General features: G+C 40.6%; 14 protein-coding genes. 11 read left to right on the forward strand and 3 right to left on the reverse strand.

Going from position 1 to position 26,714, the window contains the following annotated elements:
• The first annotated feature begins 206 nt into the window (after nt 1-206).
• Nucleotides 207-2,642, forward strand: coding sequence for a VolA/Pla-1 family phospholipase (locus FLM54_RS06885; protein WP_178955933.1), 2,436 nt, complete (start codon nt 207-209; stop codon nt 2,640-2,642).
• 100 nt (nt 2,643-2,742) lie between these two features.
• Nucleotides 2,743-3,759, forward strand: a complete 1,017-nt coding sequence (gene sohB / locus FLM54_RS06890; protein ID WP_138604868.1) for a protease SohB — start codon at nt 2,743-2,745, stop codon at nt 3,757-3,759.
• Between the two features lie 84 nt (nt 3,760-3,843).
• Here sohB and FLM54_RS06895 read toward each other — a convergent pair whose 3' ends face one another.
• A complete protein-coding gene (locus FLM54_RS06895; protein ID WP_178955935.1) occupies nt 3,844-5,175 on the reverse strand; it encodes a dicarboxylate/amino acid:cation symporter in 1,332 nt (443 codons plus the stop codon).
• A 186-nt stretch (nt 5,176-5,361) separates the two neighbouring features.
• Here FLM54_RS06895 and FLM54_RS06900 point away from each other — a divergent pair, with 186 nt between their 5' ends.
• The gene (locus tag FLM54_RS06900) at nt 5,362-8,061 is read left to right on the forward strand and encodes an Ig-like domain-containing protein (RefSeq protein WP_178955937.1); all 2,700 of its coding nucleotides are present in this window, start codon (nt 5,362-5,364) and stop codon (nt 8,059-8,061) included.
• 253 nt (nt 8,062-8,314) lie between these two features.
• Nucleotides 8,315-11,023 carry a type I DNA topoisomerase gene (gene topA / locus FLM54_RS06905; RefSeq protein WP_013464804.1) on the forward strand — a complete coding sequence of 903 codons (2,709 nt, stop codon included), beginning with the start codon at nt 8,315-8,317 and terminating at the stop codon, nt 11,021-11,023.
• 164 nt (nt 11,024-11,187) lie between these two features.
• Here the strand turns inward: topA and FLM54_RS06910 are convergent, their stop codons facing one another.
• Nucleotides 11,188-11,430 carry a hypothetical protein gene (locus tag FLM54_RS06910; RefSeq protein WP_178955939.1) on the reverse strand — a complete coding sequence of 81 codons (243 nt, stop codon included), beginning with the start codon at nt 11,428-11,430 and terminating at the stop codon, nt 11,188-11,190.
• A gap of 243 nt (nt 11,431-11,673) precedes the next feature.
• Here FLM54_RS06910 and FLM54_RS06915 point away from each other — a divergent pair, with 243 nt between their 5' ends.
• Nucleotides 11,674-12,228 (forward strand): TIGR00645 family protein, encoded by a 555-nt coding sequence (locus FLM54_RS06915; protein ID WP_138604863.1) that lies wholly within the window; start codon nt 11,674-11,676, stop codon nt 12,226-12,228.
• 59 nt (nt 12,229-12,287) lie between these two features.
• On the opposite strand, the gene FLM54_RS06920 is transcribed toward FLM54_RS06915, so the two are convergent.
• Entirely contained in the window at nt 12,288-13,928 is a 1,641-nt protein-coding gene (locus tag FLM54_RS06920; protein WP_178955941.1) for an alpha-glucosidase family protein, read from the reverse strand.
• A gap of 658 nt (nt 13,929-14,586) precedes the next feature.
• Here FLM54_RS06920 and FLM54_RS06925 point away from each other — a divergent pair.
• From FLM54_RS06925 to FLM54_RS06950, 6 genes are all read left to right on the forward strand, one after another.
• A complete protein-coding gene (locus tag FLM54_RS06925; protein ID WP_138604861.1) occupies nt 14,587-17,382 on the forward strand; it encodes a TonB-dependent receptor in 2,796 nt (931 codons plus the stop codon).
• Between the two features lie 100 nt (nt 17,383-17,482).
• Nucleotides 17,483-18,976, forward strand: coding sequence for a tryptophan halogenase family protein (locus tag FLM54_RS06930; RefSeq protein ID WP_178955943.1), 1,494 nt, complete (start codon nt 17,483-17,485; stop codon nt 18,974-18,976).
• A 138-nt stretch (nt 18,977-19,114) separates the two neighbouring features.
• A complete protein-coding gene (locus FLM54_RS06935; RefSeq protein ID WP_178955945.1) occupies nt 19,115-20,974 on the forward strand; it encodes an alpha-amylase family protein in 1,860 nt (619 codons plus the stop codon).
• On the forward strand, nt 20,964-22,454 hold the full coding sequence (locus FLM54_RS06940; protein ID WP_178955947.1) for an MFS transporter: 1,491 nt from the start codon (nt 20,964-20,966) through the stop codon (nt 22,452-22,454). The genes FLM54_RS06935 and FLM54_RS06940 overlap by 11 nt, the downstream gene beginning before the upstream one ends.
• A gap of 36 nt (nt 22,455-22,490) precedes the next feature.
• The gene (locus FLM54_RS06945) at nt 22,491-24,893 is read left to right on the forward strand and encodes a glycoside hydrolase family 15 protein (RefSeq protein ID WP_178955949.1); all 2,403 of its coding nucleotides are present in this window, start codon (nt 22,491-22,493) and stop codon (nt 24,891-24,893) included.
• A 70-nt stretch (nt 24,894-24,963) separates the two neighbouring features.
• Nucleotides 24,964-26,676 carry an alpha-amylase family glycosyl hydrolase gene (locus tag FLM54_RS06950; protein WP_178955951.1) on the forward strand — a complete coding sequence of 571 codons (1,713 nt, stop codon included), beginning with the start codon at nt 24,964-24,966 and terminating at the stop codon, nt 26,674-26,676.
• Nucleotides 26,677-26,714: the final 38 nt, after the last annotated feature.

Raw genomic sequence — 26,714 nt, forward strand, 5'->3', positions numbered from 1 at the left:
AAAGTACCAATGTTTAAATTTTTATTGATTTTAACATAGCAAATCGACAAGTAATCGAATTTATTGCAAATTTAGGTGGCGAAACCAGAAACTTTAAGTTAGATTTAACTGGTCTAATGTCTCATTAATATACTAGCTACATTAAATTAACTTAATTACACTGACTATAAACACACTATAAAAATAAGATTTGTGCGGAGAACACTATGAAAAAAATGCTACTCTCGCTCTCAGTTGCAGCTGCATTAGCAGGCTGTGGCGGCGGAGAAACGTTAGAAGATGTTAAAAAAAATTCAGTTACAGTTATTCCTAAAGCGACGGTAAAATTTGACCCTGCAAATGGTGTTATTTCGGTTCCTAATGATTTATTAATGAGTGGCACCCTCGATGGTACTATAAATATTCCAGGGGAGTTAAATAGCGAAAATGTTTCTATCCCTAGAACTGCCTATGCAGATCCGCAACTAGCAATAGGAGCACTTGATGGCTGGTCTACTCAAGTGCCATTCAAAATTGATCTAACCTTTCCACCGGGCATTAGCCTTGATGAAACGTCTGCAGCTTCACCAGGCTCTGTACGTATTTTTGAAGTTATCATGGGTGCAAGCCTAACTGATGCCGAATGTTCGCAAGCACCAGCCGGTGCAGCATGTAAATTAGTAGGCGAATTGACCTTTGGCGTGGACTTTGTAACCCAAGCTTCTGGTGACGCAGTAGCTATTGTCCCACTTAAGCCTTTTAAAGCCGGTAGTTCATACATTAATGTGTTAACGACTGGACTGAAAGATTCAGAAGGTCGCTCGATTGAACCATCTTCAACTTATGCCACTGTTAAACAAGAAGCGCCTTTAGTAACGCCATCACAACTTGCGCTGCAAGGGGCTGTTAATAGCTACGAAAACGTAGTGGTTAGCTCTGGTGATATTACCAAAGACGATATTATTTTTTCTGCTGCCATGACAATGCAATCAGCAGGACCAGTGCTTGGCACGATTAAAAAGGTTTTAGCAGCAAGCCTAACAGAGCCAACAATTCCAACTCCTGCGTTGCAAATTCCAACTCAGCCAATGGCTAACGTACAACAAGCTTTTGCATTGCAGGGTGTTACCGTGCCCGATATATTCCAAGTTGCACAATATCAAAAAGGCAGCATCCAGCTACCTATGTATTTAGGTACACCTACGGGTAAAGAGATCAGTGATCTAAATGATACTTACTGGCAAGGTATGTGTGACAGTGCCGTTGCTATTTTAGGTTACAAAGCGCAAGCTGGTGAAGCGTTCCCAACCGATCCCATTAGCACTAACGATGCGATGTGTGCTGCTTTGAGTGATGGACAGCTTCGTGATTTAGGGCTTGATAGCACTAAACACTTAACTAAATATAACTCACTTCCTAAAATGCAAAGCATGGCGAATGTGCCAGTACAAATTACCAAGCCAATTTTACCGGTTGTTAATGCATACCGTTCAGGTTTAGGTTTAGAGCCATTTACTGCTATGCCAGCAGGTGGTTGGCCTGTAGTTATTATGCAACATGGTATTACCACGCAAAAAGAAAGCATGTTGACACTAACAGCGCAGCTTTCATTACAGGGTTTTGCCACAGTTGCAATTGATCATCCTCGTCATGGTGAGCGTGGTGTAGATGTTGATGTAGACGGTAACGATGATTTTAACGCAACAACAGGCTCTGTACTTAGCTACATGAACTTGAGCTCTTTACTGGTCGCCAGAGATAGTTTACGCCAGTCAAGTGCTGACTTACTTGGTCTACGTTTAGGCTTAAATTTCAGTGGTGACAGTTCACTAAATTCTACTGATGTATCTTACATTGGCCATTCACTAGGCTCAATTGTAGCACCTGCATTTATTGCACAAACGAATAGCCCATTAGCCGAACAAGTAGATCCATTATTTAAGGTTAACGCTGTAGCATTAGCAAGCGGCGGCGGTGGTATTGCTAGCTTCTTGTTAGAATCAGCAGCATTTGGACCATTTATTCAAGGTTCTGTGCTTTCTCAAGCAGGAACTGCTGAAGCTGATGAGTTTAATGCATTCTTAAACGCTGATGCTTTATCAAACTGTGGTGCTTTGTTACCAGACATGCAGGACTTCTTGAGCTGTGGCTTTAATGAGTTTGCAGCATCGCTAACTATGGCGGGTGAAACTGATAAACTAGCTAATATAAAGGGCGTAATGACGCAGTTTGTATTTGCAGCACAAACAGCATTAGATAGTGGCGATCCTACTAACTATGCTGCAACGGTTAAAGCACTAGAAACACCTGTTTACATGAATGTTGTGGTAGGTGATGGCACAGAGAATAACAAGCCAGACCAAGTTATTCCGCCGATGACTGCCAGCAATCCAATTGCAGGTACTGTTCCTCTAGCTAACTTTATGGGGTTAGAAACGGTGAGTACAACTCAAGCGCCAACAGAGATGGGCTCTAGCTATTTAGTTAAATTTAACACAGGTCATCATGGCTCTGTGTTAACACCGGCGCAAGATGAAAGACAGTCGACTACAGTAGCGGGTAGCGCAGCAGCAAATGCAGAAATGCAATTGCAAATTGCAACTTACCTAGTATCACGTGGACGTTTATTATCTGTATCAGATACTGATATTGTGACTAATTAGTAGCCAACCACTCAATTAAGTCTAAAAAGCCACTGTTAAGTGGCTTTTTTTTGCTTTAAAGCATGCTAAATTGACTGAAATTTATAAACGGAGAATACAGTTGGAATTTTTATACGAGTACGGTTTGTTTTTTGCTAAAACCATTACCTTTGTTATTGCTATCGCTGTCATTTTAACCTTAATTGTAAGCTCGGCTGTTAAGCCAAAAGCAAAAAAAGGTGAGATTGAAATTGATGATTTATCGGAGCAACTTACCAATATAAAAGAAAGTTTTTTAAATAATACGCTAGGTAAAAAAGAGTTAAAAGCCTATCAAAAGCAACAAAAACTAGAGCAAAAAAAAGCTGAAAAAGATGAGCCTAAATCACGACTCTACGTTATTGATTTTAATGGTAGTATGGATGCGCATGAAGTAGAAAGTTTGCGCGAAGAAGTGACTGCGATTATTTCAATCGCGGACCCTAAAAAAGATAAAGTGCTAGTTCGTCTTGAAAGTGGTGGTGGCGTGGTACATGGCTACGGGTTAGCTGCATCACAACTACAACGTTTTAAGTCAGCTGGTATTGAGTTAACCGTATCAATAGACAAAGTTGCTGCTAGTGGTGGCTACATGATGGCCTGTGTGGCAGATCATATTATTGCCGCGCCGTTTGCAATTGTTGGCTCTATTGGTGTGATTGCACAAATTCCAAACTTTAATAAAATCTTGAAGAAAAATGATGTTGATTTTGAACAAATTACGGCGGGCGAATTTAAACGTACGCTAACACTTTTTGGTGAAAATACCGATAAAGCCCGTGAAAAATTTCGCGAAGAGATAGAGCAAACCCATGTGTTATTTAAAACCTTTGTGAGCACACAGCGTCCCAGTTTGAATATGGACTTAGTGGCAACGGGTGAACATTGGTTTGCAACCCAAGCGATTGAAAAAGGCTTAGTTGATACCATTAAAACCAGTGATGATGCCTTACTAGAGCAGCAGCATCAGCATCAAATATACAAGGTGCAATATAAAATTAAAAAAGGGCTAAGTGATAAGCTTGCAATAGGGCTCAGCCATGGTGTGAATAAGGCAGGAGTGAGTTTAATGTCAAAATTTAAGGCGTTAAACCCTTAATAATTTCATAGCTTATACATAATAAAAAAGCCTTGTTACTTAATGAAGTAGCAAGGCTTTTTTTATAACTTAAGATAGAAGCTGTTAATCAATTGATTTGTGATAGTCTTCTAAATCTTTAGCTGCATTAGGGTCGTTGAAAATACTTTCATCTAGTTCACCCTCACTTTTAGCCACAACACAGGTTACCATACAGTCGCCTGTTACATTTACTGCGGTTCGGGTCATATCAAGTAGTCTATCAACACCTATTATAATTGCGATTCCTTCAACCGGTAGGCCTACTTGGTTAAGTACCATGGCCAGCATAATTAAACCAACGCCAGGAACACCCGCTGTGCCAACCGAGGCAAGCGTTGCTGTTAGTATTACCATTAAGTAATCAGAAATAGTTAAATCAACACTAAATACTTGAGCAATAAATACCGTAGCCACACCTTGCATAATTGCAGTGCCATCCATATTAATGGTTGCGCCTAAAGGTATAGTAAATGAAGCGACAGAGTTATTAGCCCCTAGCTTCTTCGTTGCAGTCTCAAGGGTGATAGGCATAGTTGCGCTGGAACTTGAGGTACTAAAAGCAAATAAACAGGTGTGTTTCATTTTAGCTAAGAAAGTAAGCGGGTTTAGGCCTGTAAGTATTTTTAGCAGAAGAGTGTAGTTTACGAATGCATGTAATAACAGGGCTAAAACAACCACGCCAAAGTACTTAGCTAAGCTCACAATTAAGTTAAGTTCGATGGTAGTAAATAACTTAGCCATTAAGAAAAATACGCCGTAAGGAGCAATATTCATTAATAAAGTAACTAGTTTTAAGATAACGGTGTTCAAGTCTTCAAATACTGTTGCTACACGTTTGCCTGCTTTACCGCTAAGTGCCATTGCAATACCAAATAATAAAGCAAACACAATAACTTGTAGCATATTTCCTTTGGCCATTGCTTCAAATGGATTGGTTGGGAACATATCAATAATAACGCGAGCTAAAGTAGGCGCTTCTTTTGCGTCGTAGCTTGCTTGCGAAGGTAGCCCAATCCCTTCACCTGGGTTAAATAGTAACGCCAGTGAAATTGCTACTGTGATTGCGATCGCTGTGGTAACCAAATATAGACTAATCGATTTTCCACCTAAACGACCTAATTTTTTAGGATCGCTTAAACTACAAGTACCGCACACAAGCGACACAAAGACGAGGGGAACAACTAGCATTTTTAAGCTAGCTATAAATATTTGTCCACCTACATGGAAAAGGCCATCAACAAAAAAGGCTTTAATTGGCAAAGAGAATAACCCAAGAGGGATTAGGTAATCGTCTTCACCAGCTAATATAGCCTGAAATATAAAGCCTACTGCAACACCAAGAACCATACCAATCATGATGCGAGTAGTTAAACTCATCGAACGGATTTTAGACATATTTCCAATCTATTTTTTATAAATTTGGCATAGACTAACAGCATGTAATTTTTTTTACAGAAAAAACGTCAACTTTTTTAAAAATTTTTATCGCAAAAAGAAGTAAAAAACTGAGATTTTAGACTAAGTTATAGGTTAACATTAAGTAAATAAGTTTAACTTAGTAATAGCGCATTGGAGAAACATATGCCTTTAACCCGTTTGCTTAGCATTATATTGCTCAGCTCATTACTCATCGCTTGTGGCGGTGGTGGCTCACTTGAGAAGACAGGAACCGTTGGTGGGGATACTGGAGGCGACAATGCCGTACTAGATACCCAAGTTGAACTTAATTTTGAAGATCGTATCGTTACCGCTAACAATCCGCTTGAGGTCGTTGCGACTGTAACTGACAGTGATGGACAACCCGTTGTTCGTCAAGAAGTTAGTTTTACTACAACACTTGGTTCTTTCATACCTGCTACAGCAAGCGCATTAACAAATACAAGTGGTGTTGCAACTATAGAGCTCAGTGCAGGCAGTGTTGAAGGAGCAGGAACCATTGTTGCAAGCTACGAAGGCTCAACAAGCAAGCTCGGTTTTTATACCGCCGGTGACGAGCCGCAATCTAACGACGATGCTGCAAATATTGACATTAAAATCTTACAAAACTGTCCTGATAGTTGGTTAAATATAGATAGAGATTCTTTTGAACTTGATCCATCAGATTGTTCGCAAAATAGTAATTTACTGGGTCAGCAAGCGATTGTTTATGCAAAAATCACAAAACCTGGTAGTAATACGCCAGCCAGCAATGTGTTAGTTCAAGCGACAACCACGCTAGGCATTTTATTACCTGAAAGCTTAACGGCTAAAACTGATGCGTTTGGTGTGGCTATTTTGAATTTATTGCCAGGCAGTAGCTCAGGTGTTGGCCAAGTTGAATTAACCGCACAGGGCGGAGTTGCGAGTGCTTTATTTGAAATTAACGCTGTTCAAGTAAATGTAAATCTAAGCGCAGGTATTGCTACCGGTGATGTACTATCTGCCGGCTCTACCACGATTATTACGGCTCAGATTGTAGACGGTAGTAATAATGTATTTACTACCCCGCTGGAAGTGCAATTTACTTCTGCTTGCGCAGAAGAATCTACCCCCAGAGCCACTATCGATAATGTGGTAACGAGTATCGGTGGTACGGCAAGTGCAACATACAAAGCTGATGGCTGTAATGGTATAGATACGATTACCGCGACCGTAGTTACAGGTGGTAATGTTGCAACAAAAACCATAAACATCAATGTAGCTGCGGCTCAAACAGGTTCAATTGCGTTTATGGGGGTGACTAATCAAGTATTAGCTATTAAAGGAGCGGGCGGTCAAACCTTGACTGAAAATTCAGAGCTCACCTTTAAGCTCTTAGATGTAAATGGAAATCCAGTGGGTCAAAAGCAAATTGATTTTGCACTTTCACAAAACCCAGGTGGTGCTCTATTAGATAGCGCATTTCAATTTACTAACAATGAAGGTTTAGTGACTGTAAACGTTCGCTCAGGAAAAGCTGCTGGTATTTTATCTGTGATTGCCTCACATCAGATTGACAGTAGCGATACCTCACAAAATAGTGTGATCTCTATTGTCTCTAATGACATTACTATTACGACTGGTGTTCCAGATCAGGATAGTTTCACGCTTGCAGTGCAAACCTTTAATACCGAGTCATTAAACGAAGCTGGGGTGACTACAGACTTAACCGTATTTGCAGCCGATCATTTTAATAATTTTGTACCAGATAACACGGCAATTTATATTGCCAGTGAAGGTGGTGCAGTTGGCACTATTGATGATGAACAATTTACACCTTTATTACTTTGTCGCACCATAGACGGTTTGTGTAAAGCGCAGTGGCGTAGTCAAAACCCAATTCCATACCATTACAGCATTTACAATAATTCTGTTGCAGATAAATGCGACCGTTATTTTGGACAATCTGCACCTTGTACTTTAGGTATCAGAGAATCACAACTCGACGCAAATGGTAACTTAATTAATTATTTAGATAGCAATGGCGATCCAATTGCGCTAACTGATGCGCCTAATAACGCGCCAATTGATTATCCACTTGGTGGGCGTGTTAGCTTACTTGCTTATTCTGTGGGTGAAGAGTCATTTAATGATGTATCTGCCAACGGTGAATTTAATCAAAACGAGTTTGACTCAACTTTACAAGATTTACCTGAAGCCTTTATAGATTTTAATGAAAATGGGGTGTTTGATGGGAATTTACCAGCCCCAACAAATCCTGTGGATTCTAATGGTGGTGAAGATGAGTGGTATGTGGAACGCTCAGGTGCACAAGATAATGGCCAGTATGACAGTGGTGATGGTATATACAATGGCTTACTATGTAGTGATGAAGCCCTAGCTGCAAATGCATGTACCCGTGAAACAGTTAATGTGCGCGCTCGTTCAGAGTTAGTTATGTCAGGTAGTACACCTTACATTAGAGCTGTAACGGCTTTAAATAACTGTAGTTTAAGCGATGGTATTCGCTTAGAAGCTTCTGATATGGCAGGTATGTGCGACATAAACCTTATTGATATTAGCAATTCAACACCTTACAGCGCGATTTCAGTGACTATTTTCTTCAGTGACATTCATAATAATCCACTACCTGCGGGTACTACAGTGAGCGTTACTGCCGACAATGGTGTATTAAGAGGGTTAACAGATTACACCGTGGTTAATACTGCACAAAAAACGCCAATCTCTGTCTCAGTTAATATTACTAAAGAGGCTGAGCCAAATGATGTTGATTCTGGGTTTTTATACATTGAGTTTGAAACGCCTGGTGGTGTGAAAACACAATATACCGTGATGTCGATTTTAGACGAACCTAAGGTTTAAAATATGTAAAGCATAAAAAATGCCAACCAATAAGGTTGGCATTTTTGTTTCTATTCTATATATTCCACATCAATTATTCAAAAAACGCTGGTTTGTTTAAATTAACAACAGAAATTGTTTGTTTATTCAGTAAATACTGAAAAGTTTGTATTAAAAGCTTGTAAGAACTAGTGTTTGTAGATATACCTATAAATATTCGCGCCGCATGAGTCGGCTAAACACATTTAAAAAACTAGGTTAGAAATAGGCAACTATGGGCAAATCGCTAGTAATTGTAGAGTCACCTGCTAAGGCTAAAACAATTAATAAATACTTAGGTAATGATTTTATCGTTAAGTCCAGTATTGGGCACGTACGAGATTTACCTACATCAGGATCAGGCAAAAACAAAGTACCAGCAAGCAAGACACCTGCTGAGGTTCGTAAAATGCCACCTGATGAGAAAGCAGCGTATAAACAGCAACGTGACTATTCTAACTTAGTCGCGCGTATGGGCATTGATCCCGAAAAAGGGTGGGAGCCACATTACGAAGTATTACCGGGTAAAGAAAAGGTTGTTCAAGAATTACAAAAGCTTGCCCAAAATGCTGATCAAATCTATCTCGCAACGGATTTGGATAGAGAAGGGGAAGCAATTGCTTGGCATCTTCAAGAAATCATTGGTGGCGAACCTGAAAAGTATAAACGCGTCGTGTTTAACGAAATCACTAAAAATGCAATACAACAAGCGTTTGAAACTCCGGGTGAATTGAACACCGATATGGTTTTTGCACAGCAGACTCGTCGTTTCCTAGACCGTGTGGTTGGTTTTATGGTCTCGCCATTATTGTGGGCCAAAGTTGCACGAGGTTTATCTGCAGGACGAGTTCAATCTGTTGCAGTGCGTTTATTGGTAGAACGCGAACGTGAAATTAAAGCGTTTATTCCTGAAGAGTTCTGGGATATTCATGCAGACGTTAAAAATAGCGAGTCAGACTTACGTTTAGAAGTCACTAAACAAGCAGACAAGCCATTTAAGCCTGTAAATGAGGCACAAGCTACAGCAGCAGTTAAAAGCCTTGAGAATGCCGAATATAAAGTTGTAAGCGTTGAAGAAAAACCAAGTAAGAGTCGCCCAAGTGCGCCATTTATTACTTCAACCATGCAACAAGCCGCCAGTACTCGACTCGGTTATGGCGTTAAAAAGACCATGATGCTTGCGCAGCGCCTATATGAAGGTGGTTATATTACCTATATGCGTACCGATTCAACTAATCTATCAAAAGATGCGGTTGAGATGTGTCGTGAGTATGTGACCAATGAGTTTGGTGCAAAATATTTACCTGCTGATCCAATTAACTATAGCTCAAAAGGCAATGCGCAAGAGGCGCACGAAGCGATTCGTCCTTCTAGCGTATCGGTACTTTCAGGGCATGTTGAAGGTGTTGATGCCGATGCTAAAAAGCTTTATGAGCTTATCTGGCGTCAGTTCGTGGCTTGTCAAATGGTGCCTGCTGAATACGACTTAACCACATTAACCGTTGCCGCCAATGATTTCACATTAAAGGCAAAAGGCCGTGTGCTTCGCTTTGATGGTTGGACAAAAGTACAGCCAGCAGTGCGTAAAAAGAACGAAGAAGATCAATCACTTCCTGCTGTTAAGCAAGGTGAAGTTCTCACCTTAGTTGAGCTTGATCCTAAGCAGCATTTTACCAAGCCGCCAGCACGTTTTAGTGAAGCGAGCTTAGTTAAAGAACTTGAAAAACGTGGCATTGGCCGTCCTTCAACTTACGCGTCTATTATTTCGACAATACAAGACCGTGGTTATGTACGAGTTGAAAATCGTCGCTTTTTTGCTGAAAAAATGGGTGAAATTGTTACCGATCGCCTAGTTGAAAACTTTACAGATTTAATGAACTTTGACTTTACCGCTAAAATGGAAGGTCGTTTAGATGATATCGCCGAAGGCGAGCGTGTTTGGACGCAAGTTCTCGATAAGTTTTATGCTGATTTCTCAACCCAGTTAAACATTGCTAAAGGCGAACCAGATGAAGGCGGGATGCGTCTTAATCAAATGGTAGAAACCGATATTGACTGTCCAACCTGTGGCAGAAAAATGGGCATTCGTACTGCTTCAACGGGCGTATTCTTAGGCTGTACAGGTTATAACCTGCCACCTAAAGAGCGCTGTACTACCACTATGAATTTAGTGTCGGGTGATGAAGCGGTTGCAGCTGATGTTGAAGACGTTGAAACAGAAACATTAATGCAAATGAAGCGCTGTCCTATTTGTGAAACAGCGATGGATTCATACCTTATCGATGAAACCCGTAAATTGCATGTGTGTGGTAATAACCCAGCATGTCAGGGGCATGTTGTTGAAGAGGGTACCTTTAAAATTAAAGGCTACGACGGCCCTATTATCGAATGTGATAAATGTGGCGCTGATATGGAATTAAAATCAGGCCGATTTGGTAAGTATTTTGGTTGTAACAACGATGAATGTAAAAATACACGTAAGTTGTTAAAAAATGGTGAAGCTGCGCCACCAAAAGAAGATCCAGTTCATATCCCTGAATTAGAATGTGAAAAGTCTGAAGCGTATTTTGTATTACGTGATGGCGCGGCTGGTATTTTCTTAGCTGCAAATACGTTCCCTAAATCACGAGAAACACGTGCTCCTAAAGTAGAAGAGTTACAACGCTTTAGAGATCGTATTTCGCCTAAGTTTTACTACCTAGCTGATGCACCAGCCAAAGATCCTGATGGCAACCTTGCTGTTGTGCGTTACAGTCGTAAAAACAAAGTCCAATATGTGATGACTGAAGTTGATGGTAAAGCAACTGGTTGGACGGCCCATTACGAGGGTGGTAAATGGGTAGAAGAGGCTAAGAAAAAAGCTGCGCCTAAAAAGAAAGCTGCAGCTAAAAAAGCGCCAGCTAAAAGTAAAGCTAAAGCCAAACCAAAAAAAGATGATGAATAATTAATTATTCATCGCTTTAATAATAAAAACCCGGAACGCACAGCCTGTGACAGTTCCGGTTTTTTTTGCATTATCAAACCTATCGCAATGGCATTTTTAATCTGACTTTTTATTTTACAGAGTTAAAATGTAACCAATTTAGGTTTGAACTGCTCAATTATTCATTAAATCTTAACAGCAGTGACTTTGTTATAGCCTTCAGATGTTAGTTCATCATTCACACACTTTAAAACATAGTTATAAATTGCTTCATCGCTTACGTCGTCTTCTTTAGCCCAGCTAATACACATTTCTGTGAACTCTTGAATCGTTTCGGCTGAAGCGTCTGTAGTATCGCTTGTAACTGCATTTGCAGCTGATAAAACGAAAAATGGTGCAACGATTAACGCGAGTAATGCTTTATTCATTTTCTTATTCCTAAAAATGGAGTAACAATCGAATTATGCATTCAAATAATGCATGCATAAAACAAGTGTAACCAAGCCAGAACATCTCTGTTGGTAAGTTGATTTTTAATCACAATTATCACAAAGGAAAACGAAATATTTTTATCGTCAGGATAAGCATATTGTGTACCTATCTTTTATTTTAAGTGATTGTGTTACAGCTAGATTTGAGCTAATGTCGCGTTTTAATTTTTAGGTGCCCCTATGTCAGAGCCTCACACAAATAATACAAATAAAAAAATACATCCTGTTCATAAAGTAGAGCATGCGCTTGAGTCGTTTATATTTAAAGGACGCTGGTTACTTGCCCCATTTTTTGTCGGCTTATTATTTGCTGTGGTTTTATTACTTATAAAGTTTTTTAAACAGCTATATTTGATGGGGATAGCGACGTTTACTGCTAGTAATCAAGAGTTGTTGGTTGGTATATTAACGTTAGTTGATACTGCTTTGTTAGCAGGGTTGCTGTTGATTATTATTTTTAGCGGCTACGAAAACTTTGTCTCTAAGCTTAATATCGAAAATCATGAAGACCGCCCAGTATGGATGGGCAAGGTCGGGTTTTCTGGTTTGAAAATGAAGCTGATCAGTGCAATCGTGGCTATTTCAGCTGTTGAGCTGCTTAAGGTATTTATAAGCTCTGCCTCTCATTCTAATGATGAACTACTCTGGAAAGTGCTAATACACGTTACGTTTGTGGTATCAGGTGTACTATTTGCTTTTACTGATTATTTAAATAGTAAAACAATTAACCACTAAAAATTTGCTATAAAAAACCCGAGCAATGCTCGGGTTTTTTATTTGTAATAATGTAAATACTAATTGCAGTTGGCGTAATAACTACCAAATGGCTCAACGGTCAGTGTTTTATTATTAAGCTGCGCGTTGTAATGAGAAAGCGTGTTATGTTCTTTTTCAACACTAACATCAATAACAAGCTCTGCTTTTGCCCCGCTTAAATTGAATACACACAACATCTTTTCTTCGTTTAATGTGCGGTAAAACGCCAAAATTGGCTCGGCGGTTTGTATAAACTCAATATCACCTTCAAGTAATACTGGCTGGTTTTTACGCCAGGCCATAAATTCACGGTACGCGTTTAATATTGAGTTTACATCATTCTCTTGTTCAGCAACTGCTTGTAGCCTGTGTTGTTGATCAACAGGTAACCACGGTTTTACCTCACTAAATCCTGCATTGTGTGCATTGCTTTGTGAGTTATCTAGGTTCTCCCAAGGCATTGGGGTACGACAGCCATCACGACCTTTAAAGTTTGGCCAAAAAGTTATGCCGTACGGGTCTTGTAAATCTTCAAACGCAACGCTGGCTTCACCGAGTCCGAGTTCTTCACCTTGATACATACACACGCTGCCACGAAGTGAAGCGAGTAGGGCGGTCAACATTTTACATTGCGCTGGGTGTACCTCTCCCGTTTCACTCCAACGGCTAGCAACACGTTCTACGTCATGGTTGCTAAATGCCCAGCAAGGCCAGCCTTCAGTCATGCATTGCTCAAGTGTAGTAACGGTGTTTCTTATATACTCGCTCGAGTAATCATCCGTTAATAGCTCAAAGCTGTAACCCATGTGCAGTTTATCGCCACCTTGGGTGTATTCTGCCATTGTGGCTAATGAATCTTCAGATGAAATTTCACCCAGTGATACGGTACCAGGGTACTTGTTGAGTAAAGTTCGAATATCACGCATAAACTCTATGTTTTCAGGCTGGGTATTATTGTAGTAATGGTACTGAAATGCATACGGATTATCTTCGCTAAAGCCACGGCCTTGACGTTTTTCTTTTGGTTTAGCTGGGTTATCACGAAGCAAAGCGTCATGGTAGCAAAAGTTAATTGCGTCTAACCTAAAGCCATCCACGCCCTTTTTAAGCCAGAATTCAACATTATCTAGAACGGCTTGGCGAACATCGGGGTTATGAAAGTTAAGATCAGGCTGTTCAGTAAAAAAGTTATGCAAGTAGTATTGTCCACGACGCGGCTCCCATTGCCATGCACCACCACCAAAAATAGACAACCAATTATTAGGTGCTGTGCCATCTTCTTTAGCATCGGCCCATACATACCAGTCGGCTTTATCGTTAGATAAGTCTTCACGGCTATCAATAAACCATTGATGTTGATCTGAGGTGTGGCTTAGCACTTGGTCAATAATAATTTTAATGTCGCGTTGATGTGCTTGTGCAATTAACTCATCAAAATCAGCTAAATTACCAAAAAGCGGGTCAATATCACGGTAGTCACTAATATCATAACCAAAATCTTTCATAGGCGATTTAAAGAAAGGTGAGATCCAAATAGCATCTACCCCTAAGCTTTTAATGTAATCAATACGATTTATTATTCCTTTTAAATCACCAATGCCATCGTTGTTGCTATCTTGAAAGCTACGCGGATAAACCTGATAAATAACCGCACCTTTATACCATTGCTTTTGGGCCATGCTTTTCTCCGTTTTCACACTGTCTTTGTGTTGTTCTTTTTTAGAGGTAATAATCCTCGTTTATTTTAAAAAGCATACTTGAAGCCTGTCATGCTGTAAAAATCCTGCATACGTATGCACCTATTTCAAGGCATTAAAACAAGATGTACAAATCATTAAGGCAAGCGTTTTGGGCCGTGGATTATTCTTATTTTACTTTACCAATTCTAATATTGAGTTGTTAATTTATTGTTTGCGCCATGTAGGTGCGTAAAAACAAAGGTGTGCACTGAGTTGGTGTTTTTTAGTATTGGTCTTACCAATTTAATTTGAATAGATAGTGTGTTTAATAATAAATTAAAAAATAAAATCACTTTGTTTCACTTTATTGTCGTTTTATGAATGGCTTATTTCATAAAAAAATAAATACAGGTTAACGTCAAGCTCATAAAGTATAATTGCACCAAAATAATCCATTGTAAAACAGTTGCTTACATGTTTGTTTGTAAATTTAATGTTAACTTTGGCTGTGTAATGCTATTTTGAATACGTATGCATAAAGTTGTTAATAAAATAATACGAGCGTTAATATTCATCCTGACAACAAAATAAGCTCGCATGTTTAACTATCACTTAAACAAGTAAGCGGGTATCACATTATGGGTAACGGGAAAACATTATGGCTATGTTCAAACCAAGTATATTAACGCTAGCATTAACTGCTGCCGGACTATCAAGCTTTGCCACCACCGCGGCACAAGAAGAAACAATAAAAAATGATGATGTAGAAATCATCGAAGTAAAAGGTTTTCGCGGTAGTGTTGTTGAATCAATTAATACTAAGCGTTTTTCAACACAGGTTGTTGAGTCAATTTCTGCAGAAGACATTGGTAAACTTCCAGACTCATCTATTGCAGAGTCAATCGCACGTTTACCAGGTTTAACAGCCCAGCGTCTTGATGGTCGTGCTAGCCGTGTAAGTGTTCGTGGTTTTAGCGAAAACGAAAGCGCAACAACATTTAATGGCCGTGAGCAGGTATCTATTGGTGACAACCGTGGTGTTGAGTTTGACCTTTACCCATCAGAAATAATGAGCGGTGTTACTGTTTATAAAACGCCAAGTGCTAGCATTGAAGCTGAAGGCATTGCCGGTGTTATCGACATGCAAACGGTAAAGCCTTTAAGTAAAGGTGAACAAGTGATCATGTTTAATGGTCAGTATGAGCAAACTAGCTTTGATAAATTAAACCCGGATGGCGATGACAAAGGCTTTCGTGGCACCGTTTCATACATAGACCAGTTTGCAGATGACACTATAGGTGTAGCATTTGCTTACAACACAATGAGTTCTCCAAACCAAGAAAAACGTTGGAATTCTTGGGGTTACCCTGAGTTTACAGGGAATGATGGCCAAAACTATTCAATTTTAGGCGGCGCTAAACCTTTCGTACGCTCATCAACACTTGAACGTGATTCAGCGATGCTAGTAGTGGAAGCTGCACCAAATGATCGTTTAAACATGACGTTTGATGCGCTATATGTAGATTTTAATGATGAAAAAATCTTACGTGGTATCGAAGTACCTTTCGCCTGGGGTCAAGGTAGCATCGACCCAAATAGTGTTACTGTAGATGAACAGTCTGGCTTTATTACCAGTGCAGTCACTGAAGGGCAACGCGTTGTTGTACGAAATGACTACGAAGAGCGAAAAGCAGAGCTCACACAATTTGGTTTTAATGCAAAATACGATATTAACGATGATTGGTCAGTTGAGTTTGATGCAAGCCGCTCAAAAGTAGATCGTACTATTTGGAGTATTGAAAGTTATTCAGGTACTGGCCGTGGCGATGCAAACGGTATTGCTGATAACATAGGGTATGCATTTGATGGTGGAAATACGGGTGCACAGTTTACTCATGAGCTTGATTACAGCGACTACGACTTAATTCAGTTAGGTGGCCCGTTATCTTGGGGTGGCAGTGCTGCGTTAAATAACAAGTACGGCTTAAATGACACGGCTTATCAAAATACCGCACAAGATGGCTTTATTAATGCACCAGAGATTAGCGATGAGCTTTCAACGCTTAAGTTAGCGGCCAGTAAAGTACTTGAGAACGAATACTTTAGCCGTATTAATTTTGGTTTATCTTACCGCGACCGTGAGAAAGTAAAACAGTCTGAAGGCTACTTCATGACTTTAAAAGATTTCTCTTTAGATAATCCAGGCATGGTATCAGTACCAGAGCAATACCGTTTAGGTTCGGCAAGTTTAGACTTTATTGGCATGGGTGACATGATTGCTTATGACACTAACGGCCTAGTAAATGATGGTTATTACGATCTACTGCAAGAAAGCTTAACGGATCAAAAACACTTAACCCGTTCGTGGACAGTTCAAGAAGAAGTTACCGCTGCATTTATTCAAGCAGACATTAACGCTGAAATTGGTGGCATACCGGTAACAGGTAATGTAGGTATACGTTATGTACGCACTGAGCAGTCATCACAAGGCTTTGAGGCATCAAATATTAATGGTTTAGTGGTTGCATCACCTACTGATATTAGCCACGACTATTCAAATGTATTACCAAGCTTAAACTTATCTTTTGCAATTGACCAAGAGCAAACAATTCGTTTTGGCGCGGCTAAAACAATTTCTCGTGCTCGCCTTGATGAAATGCATGCATCGATTGAGACAAGCTATAACAGCGAAAAGCCAGACGAAAATGGTAACTACTGGTCTATTTCTGGTGGTAATGCAGAGCTTGAACCAAAAGAAGCAACAGGCTTTGATTTAACATACGAAAACTACTTTGATGCAGAAGGTTACTTTTCAGCAGCGTTATTTTATAAAGACATTGACCAATGGATTTTTGATGAGCGTTACGATGTTGATGTAACAGGTAAAGAAGACCCTGCAACCGGCGAGTTGCCTCCAGCAGACAGAAATACAGCTACTCGTTCAAGTAAAGTGAATGGTGGCGACGGAAGTTTATGGGGCTATGAGCTTTCATTATCATTCCCGTTCAGTGTATTACATGAGTCGTTAGAAGGTTTTGGTTTAATTGCGAGCCACACTAGCGTTGAGCAAGACTTGCAAGATCAAAACGGAAACGATTACGAACTACCAGGTTTGTCAGATAAAATTGATAGCCTAACTGTATACTTCGAACGCAATGGTTTCCAAGCACGTACCAGTATGCGTAAACGTAGTGACTTTAAAGGTGATATCTACGGTTCAGGTTTTGCAACACAACAAGTTGATATACTTGGCGAGACTATTTGGGATGCGCAAGTAGGCTATGACTTTGCTGATTCTGGTATTGCAGGTTTTGAGAACTTATCAATGACGTTCCAAATTCAAAACATTACCGAAGAAGCGTTTACATCATTGCAGGGCGATAATGCGCTGCAAGTGCGTGACTACCAAGATTATGGCCGTACTTACTTACTCGGTGTAAGCTACAAGCTATAATAAGTTTTGTATTAAGAAGCCCTTGTAATTAGTTTTACAAGGGCTTTTTTATAGCTACTTTACCTAAGTTTTATCAACCTTTATGAACATGAGCAATAATATGAAGCCAATAAAACATGTCGTCATTGCCGGCGGTGGAACAGCTGGTTGGATAACCGCAGCACTACTTAATAAAGTGTTAGGTAAAGTAATTAATATTACCCTTATTGAATCAAGTAGCATTGGCACTATAGGTGTGGGAGAGGCCACTATTCCTCCTATTATTGGGCTTAATAATGCGCTCGGTATTAATGAGCAAGATTTTATAAATGCCACCAATGCGTCTATCAAACTGGGTATAGAGTTCGAAAATTGGAAAACACCAGGGCATAGCTACATGCATGCATTTGGCTCGTTTGGTAAAGATTTTCCCTTTTGTGACTTTTATAATTTCTGGGTAAAAGGGCACATTAATGGCAGCGAGGACTCTTTATGGGATTTTTCTCTTAACTATCAAGCCGCTAAACAGCACAAATTTACGCTACTAAATACTATTCCTAATACTCAATTACCAGGGCTTAGTTATGCGTTTCACTTTGACGCCACTTTGTATGCTGAATATTTAAAAAATCTTGCATTATCACGCGGCGTTAAACACATTGATGCAAAAATAGAACGTGTTGAGCAATGCCCAGACACAGGTAATATCTCCAACTTAACACTTGACGATAATAGCCAAATCCAAGGGGATTTATTTATAGATTGCACTGGCCAGCGCGCACTTTTAATTGAGCAAACTCTCAATACGGGGTTTGTTGATTGGTCGCATTATTTACCTTGCGATAGGGCTGTTGCAGTGCAATCAACAGGCAGCAACGAATTAAAGCCCTATACGCGATCAATAGCACATGACGCAGGCTGGCAGTGGCAAATTCCGCTACAAAACCGAACAGGTAATGGCTTAGTGTATTGCAGCCGCTATTTATCGGATGAGTCAGCAACCGCACTTTTATTAAATAACTTACCGGGTGAGCCAACAACAAGCCCGCGTTTAATTAAATTTAAAACAGGTCGACGTTTAAAGCAGTGGCATAAAAATGTAGTCGCAGTAGGGCTCTCTAGTGGATTTTTAGAGCCCTTAGAGTCTACTAGTATTCACTTAATACAAAGTGCGGTCACACGTTTAATTAAGTTGTTTCCTCATAATGGGGTTAGTGATGCGTTAGTAACTGAATTTAATAAGCAAAGCATCAGTGAAATCGAGCATATTCGTGACTTCATTATTTTGCACTATAAATTAACTGAGCGAGAAGACCCCCCATTTTGGCGTCAATGTAAGCAAATGGAAATTCCTCAATCGTTAGCGCATAAAATGGATTTATTTAAACAAACGGGCAAAGTCGTGCGCGAAAACGACGAGTTATTTGCAGAAGTAGCTTGGCAGCAAGTATTTATAGGTCAAGGCCTAATACCAGATGACTATAACAGTATTGTTGATTCATTAAGCAGTGAACAACTAACGGATTTATTCGCAACGTTAAAAACCCTAATAAATTCAACGGTAGATAAACTACCTACTCATAAAGAGTTTTTGGCTAAGTTAAAAACAAACTAAGTGGCGTGACGTGGTGCTTTAATTGCGGGTTAATTGTCACTGAATATGGCTGTGAATACGTATGCAGCAACTGTAACCAAGCCTTACTTAGCTTTAGTATAAACCTATAACAACACTGAAATAAAAATGACACACACAATGAAAAAAAGATTTTACACGCCGTTGCTTATATGCAGCGCATTGCTGGTGCACGGTTGCAGTGATGACAAAGAGACAAAAACAGATTTGTTAGTTAAGCAAACAGACCCAGTTAAGCCAGTGGTATATCAAGTATTTACTCGTTTATTTGGTAACACCCAAACCGCTAATGTGCCATGGGGAACCAAAGAGCAAAATGGAGTTGGTAAGTTTGCTGATTTTAACGACGAGGCACTAAAAGGCATTAAAGAGCTAGGTACCACGCATGTGTGGTACACCGGCGTTTTGCATCATGCCTTAGTGGGGGATTACACTGAGTACGGTATAAAACAAGACGATCCTGATGTGGTAAAAGGGCGTGCAGGTTCGCCTTATGCAATAAAAGATTATTACGATGTAAACCCTGATTTGGCAATTAATGTTACTAATAGACTCGAAGAGTTCAGCGCGCTAATTGAGCGTACTCATGAGCATGACATGAAAGTAATTATTGATATTGTTCCTAATCATGTGGCTCGAGATTATCACTCAATCTCAAAGCCTAACGGCGTGAAAGACTTTGGTGAGGACGATGATACTAGCAAGGCGTATGCTAAAAATAATAATTTTTACTATGTACCGGGTGAATCATTTAAAGTACCAACAAGCGACAGCTACCAAGTATTAGGTGGCAACAAACACCCTTTAGCCGATGGTCAATTTAGTGAAATCCCAGCAAAATGGACTGGCAATGGTGCACGTGCTCCAAAGCCTGATATAAACGACTGGTACGAAACGGTAAAAGTTAACTACGGTGTTAAACCCGATGGCAGCCTAGACTTTCCAACTTTACCTAAATCGCTTGAAAACCAAGATTACCGTGCACATTATGAATTTTGGCAAGATAAAGAACTGCCAAATAGTTGGTATAAATTTAGAAATATTGCCCTTTATTGGCTAGATAAAGGGGTTGATGGCTTTCGCTATGATATGGCTGAAATGGTACCCGTTGAATTTTGGAGCTTTTTAAATTCATCAATAAAAACACATAAACCCGATGCGTTTTTACTCGCCGAAGTATATAACCCATTGATGTACCGCACCTATATTCACCAAGGTAAAATGGACTACTTGTATGACAAGGTCGGTTTTTACGACACCCTAAAAGGGATTATGCAAGGTAAGCAACCCGCTAACACGTTATTTAAAGCACAAGCTGAAGTGGCAGATATTGAACAGCACATGCTACACTTTTTAGAAAACCATGACGAACAACGTATCGCAAGTCCTGACTTTGCTGGCAACGCTGCATGGGGTAAACCGGCTATGGTGGTTTCTAACTTAATTAGTCGTTCGCCAACCTTGCTTTATTTTGGTCAAGACGTAGGTGAAGATGGATCAGAAAACGCAGGCTTTGGTTCGCCTACACGCACCAGTATTTTTGATTATATTGGCGTACCAGCGCACCAAGCATGGATGAATAATGGCAAGTTTGATGGCGCAAATTTAACTCCTGAGCAAGCACAGTTACGTCAATACTATATCGCAATTATGGAACTTAATGGCTTACCTGCTGTTGTTGCCGGTGATATGGCACCCTTGATGGTAACAGGCAGTGATAGAGTGGTGGGTTTTGTACGCACCTTAGGCCAGCAATCATTATGGGTGCTGAGCAACTTTAGCCAGCAATCACAAACAGTCACTATTACGCTCACGCCGAATCAAGCAACTATGCTCAAACCAAACTCAACGCTATACGACCTACTAGAGTCGCATAGCAGTATTTTGGTGAGCGATGAGAAACAAAATACAACCTTTACGCTGACCCTTGATGCACTCAGCAGTGCCGTTTTAACAAATAAGGCTGATCATGAATTATAACAACAAACCAACCTTAAGCTTTTGGCAAATATGGAATATGTGCTTTGGCTTTTTAGGCATTCAATTTGGCTTTGCACTGCAAAACGGTAACGTAAGCCGTATATTTCAAACACTTGGCGCTAATGTCGATGATATTCCTATTTTATGGGTTGCAGCGCCACTCACCGGCTTAATTGTGCAACCAATTATTGGTTATTGGAGTGATAAAACTTGGGGCAAATTAGGCCGCCGCCGTCCTTTCTTTTTATACGGCGCTATATTAACCACGTTATCGCTTTTTATTATGCCAAATTCTCCTACGCTTTGGATTGCTGCAGGTATGCTGTGGATTATGGATGCGTCAATTAACGTTACCATGGAACCGTTTCGTGCTTTAGTAGGCGACAACTTGCCAAACAAGCAGCGCGCCACAGGCTATGCCATGCAAAGCTTTTTTATTGGTGTGGGAGCGGTGGTTGCATCAGCACTCCCTTGGATGATGACCAACTGGTTTGATATTGCTAATACCGCACCGATTGGTCAAATTCCTGATTCTGTAAAGTATTCGTTTTACTTTGGTGGGGTTATTTTATTTATTGCAGTTGGCTGGACTATTGTCACCACAAAAGAGTACTCACCCGAGCAGCTTGCACAATTTAATCAACAAGAATCACAAACAACACAAACCAATATTACTAATAGCGTTAATTTTACCAAAGGCGGCGTTATTTTTAGCGGCTTAGGTTTGCTTGTTTTAGCCACAGTATTAGGGCTGGATCTGGAAAAAGAACTTTACTTGCTGGCTGCTGGGTTAGTTAGTTTTGGTGTTATTCAATTTATTGCAGCGGCATTAAAAGCTAAACAGCACACTAGCGGCGGTTTTTATAATGTAGTGAATGATGTATTCACTATGCCTGAGGCGATGAAGCAATTGGCATGGGTACAATTTTTTAGTTGGTTTGCGTTATTTGCTATGTGGATTTACAGCACCTCAGCGGTTACTAGCTTTCATTACGGTAGTACCGACACCAGCTCGTTAGCCTACAACAACGGTGCAGATTGGGTGGGTATATTATTCGCCGCTTACAACGGCTTTGCCGCGATTGCTGCTTTATGTATCCCGATCATCGTTAAACGCATGGGATTAAAAGTAGCACATGCACTTAACCTTATTTTAGGTGCGTTGGGCCTAGCAAGCTTTATGTTTATAAAAGATCCCAGCTTACTTATTTGGCCAATGATAGGCGTTGGCTTTGCGTGGGCGTCTATCTTATCTCTGCCTTATGCAATGTTAAGTACTTCGGTACCGAGTCACAAAATGGGTGTTTACATGGGTATTTTCAACTTTTTCATTGTGATCCCACAATTATTAGCCGCCAGTGTGCTGGGGTTAATATTACGCCACTTTTTTGAAAACCAACCTATTTACGCATTAGTACTGGGCGCTGTGTCGTTTGTACTTGCAGCGGTTGCGGTATTGCGTGTTAAGCATACTCAGTAACGTAACGAGTAAACTGAAATTAATTAAGGCTTTAAAATGAAAAAATTAAATACAATTACCACCAGTTTATTAATGCTTGGTTTAACAGCTTGTGGCGCGCAGCAAGAGCCATCAAACAGCGCTGTAATACAGGTATCGGCACCAGGTGCCCCTGGGGCAGAGCCATTTTGGGCCTATGCAGGCAAAACCGGTATTGGCACATCTTTTGAGCAATATCAAAATGGCCATTACAGTGATGAAGCCCCTACAGGAACGGTGTCAAAAGTATGGTTTTCAATTGCTAAAGGTATGATCACCGAAACAATGTTTGGGCTTATTCACCAAGCGCAAATTAAAGACATGCAATTTGTGGTAGTAGGAAAGGATTTTACAGTTACCGAAGCTGACGATTTAGACGTTACCATTGACTACTTATACAAAGACGATAAAGGCCGCCCGTTATCATTAGCTTACAAAGTAGTAAGCAAAGATAAGCAAGGCCGCTTTAGCCTCGAAAAACATATATTTACCGATCCTGATGGGCAAAGCTTATTTGTACGCAGTATTTTTAATACCCAGCTTGAAGGCGTTAAGGCATACGTAAGCGTTAACCCGTATGTTGATAATAACGGCCTTGATGATTTTGCTAAAACCACAGAACGAGGGCTGCTTGCATGGCAAGACAACAGCTACCTTTCATTACAAGGTGCGCAGCCATTTAAACAAACAAGTGTTGGTTTTACAGGTGAGAGCGACGGTTTAAATCAGCTGAAAACAACTCAGCAGCTTACACAGGTTTATAACAATACCGGTGAACAATCAGGTAATGTTAGCTTACTTGCCGAGCTGGGTGAAATTGGTGAAAACAGCCAGTTCGATTTAACCCTAAGCTTTGGTAATAGCGAACAAACTAGCTTTAAACAAGGGCAAGCTACGTTAGCCAAAGGTTACCAAGCGGTGCTTGATAATTACAACGGTAAAGGTGAAGCGCTCGGTTGGCAAGACTACCTGCAAAGCCTTGCACCGCTAAATAACATGAGCGAACAAACCGCAGATAACGGCAAGTTACTTTACACCAGTGCCATGGTACTTAAAGCGCAAGAAGATAAAACTCATGCAGGTGCGCTTATTGCCTCACTATCTAACCCATGGGGCGAAACCGTATCGGCTAAAACAGGCTCTACTGGTTACAAAGCGGTATGGGTGCGCGACTTTTATCAAGTTGCCATGGCGTTTATGGCCATGGGCGATAATGCGACCGCTAAAACCGCATTCGAATACCTTGAAAAAGTTCAAGTAAACAGCAAAACCCCAGGCAATAAAGGCGATACAGGGTGGTTTTTACAAAAAACACATGTTGATGGTGAACTAGAATGGGTAGGCGTACAGCTAGACCAAACAGCAATGCCACTCATGCTTGCATGGAAACTCCATCAGGCAGGTGTATTAAGTGATGCAGAGCTCACTGATTGGTATAGTCGTATGTTAAAACCTGCGGCAGACTTTTTAGTTGAGGGTGGTCGTGCAAACATTCTATGGAACGGTACACAAATAACGCCGCCAGCCACTCAGCAAGAACGCTGGGAAGAGCAAGAAGGGTATTCGCCATCAACCACCGCCGCTGTTGTTACTGGTTTAATTACTGCAGCCGATATCGCTAAACTAGCAGGTGATGAAGCCAATGCAACACGTTATCTAAATACAGCTAAGCGTTATAACAATGATATTGAAAAATTAATGTTTACAACGGCTGGTAATTTAGAGTCGAGCGCTTCTGATGGTGAATACTTTATTCGCATTGGCCAAGATAAAGACGCCAATTCAAATACTAAAATTAACGCCAACAACGGCCGTGAAGGCTTTAATAAAAAGCAAATACTCGATGGTGGATTTTTAGAACTTGTTCGCTATGGCGTACGTGATGCACTATCGCCTAGCATAGTAAAAACATTGCCAGAATATGATGACGAAACCCTAACAGATAACCTACAAGTTAAATACAGCTTTAAGTTTACTGACGGCAGCGGCACATTTGCAGGCTACCGCCGCTATGGTAATGACGGATACGGTGAAGACGAAGTAACGGGCGCTAACTATGCCGAAGGTGGAAAAAATAGCCCAGGTCAACGTGGGCGAGTTTGGCCATTTTTTACCGGTGAACGTGGTCATTACGAAATTGCCGCCGCAAATGCCAATAACAGTTTAGATGCAACAAAACAGCAGGCTATTAAAAATAGTTATGTAAAAGGCCTAGAGCAATTTGCTAACCAAGGCATGATGCTACCTGAACAAGTATGGGATGGTGTAGGCATTAATAAAGCGGGTTACACGTTAGGCGAGGGTACAAACTCGGCCACACCACTGGCGTGGACACATGCGGAATACGTAAAGCTAGTGCGCTCACTAAGCGACAAGCAGGTATGGGATCATTACCCAGTGGTAACTAAAGCACTAAAATAACCGCAAACTAATTAACACAGCCGTAGTAAAATACGGCTATGTTATTTATTACAATAATAACGAGGCTGAAATGAAAACATTTACCTTGAGCGCATTAGCATTAGCAATCATGCTAACAGGCTGCCAAAGCGCACCATCATTAAATAACGTCACGAATAACACCGAAACATCGCCACTAAATACTGAACAACAAGCAAACCCATGGTGGGAAACCGCCATTTTTTACCAAATTTGGCCCCGCAGTTTTTACGACAGCGATGCTGATGGTCATGGCGATTTTAATGGTATGACCCAAAAGCTCCCGTATCTACAAGACCTCGGTGTAAATGCACTGTGGTTAACCCCAATGTTTGAAGCACCTTCTTATCATGGCTATGATTTTACTGAATTTTACCAAGTAGAAAACGACTACGGCAGCATGGCCGAGTTTGAAGCCTTTATAAAAGCTGCTGACGACAAAGGCATGAAAGTCATACTTGATTTAGTTATAAACCATATATCAAGTAACCATGAATGGTTTCAGCGTTCAGCAAAACAAGAAGCCCCTTATGCAGATTACTTTATTTGGCGCGACGATATGCCAAAAGCCGGAAGTGGCTGGGGCCACGCATGGAGTAATAACGACCAACCAGATGCCGTATGGCATTGGAATGAAACACGCCAGCAGTATTACTATGGTGCGTTTGGAGCGAGCCAACCTGACTTGAATTTACGCCACCCTGATGTTGTTGCCGAAATGGAAAAAATGGCTAAGTTTTGGCTTGATAAAGGCGTTGCAGGGTTTAGATTAGACGCAGTACGTTTTGCAATGGAAGGTGGCGCAGATGCGCAAGCCGATACCGACGAAACCATTGCATATTGGCAGCATTTTAACCAATACGTAAAAAGCGTTGATCCAGAGGCGTACTTAGTGGGTGAAGCATGGGCTGACATTCCCGTTGCGGCAAAATACTTTGGCGAAGGTAAAGGCCTCGATCAAGGCTTTGATTTTGAAGTAGGCTATAAAATATTGGGCTTATTAAAACCCGATGCCAGTGGTGAAGCGCAATTTGGCACCATGCAATCTAACCAAAAAATCAACGCAGTTGATGCCAATGTGCTCAAACAAAATTTACAACAGCGTATTGATTCAACTGCACCACTTGATTTTTTTGCACCGTTTTTAACTAATCACGACCAAGAACGTGTTGCTTATCAACTTGCAGAGCACGACGATAAAGCAAAACTTGCTGCTGCCATGTTATTTAGCTCTCCTGGCACGCCGTATATTTATTACGGTGAAGAAATTGGCCTAACACAAGGTGGCACAGGTCACGATGTGTATAAACGCGCACCAATGCAGTGGAATAACAGCAACCAAGCTGGTTTTACTCAAGCTCAAACAAGTTGGATTGAGCAGGCTGAACTGTTTGGTGATAACTACACCCAGTGGTGGCCTGAATATTTAGCACAGCAAATTAATGCTGCTGATCGCAATGTAAAAACGCAACAAGCACAACCTGATTCACTGTGGCGTTTATATCAGCACTTAATCGCACTAAAAAAACAGCGCCCAGAGCTGGGTATTAAAGGCAGTTACGAATTAACACAGCATAACAACGGCCTTGTTGAAATAACCCGCGAGTTAAACGGCAGTAAAAGTATGTTTGTGCTTAACTTAACCGCTAACCCGCAAAGCATCAGCAGCATCAAACACAATGGGTTAACGCCTAGCTGGCAACACGACCTCAATGGCGAGCAACTCGCTGGCTATGGTTTATTGTTACTAAACAACACACTATAAATAAAAAAAACACAAAAGGGCTAACATACGTTAGCCCC

The organism is Pseudoalteromonas sp. Scap25 (assembly GCF_013394125.1).
Classification (GTDB): Bacteria; Pseudomonadota; Gammaproteobacteria; order Enterobacterales; family Alteromonadaceae; genus Pseudoalteromonas.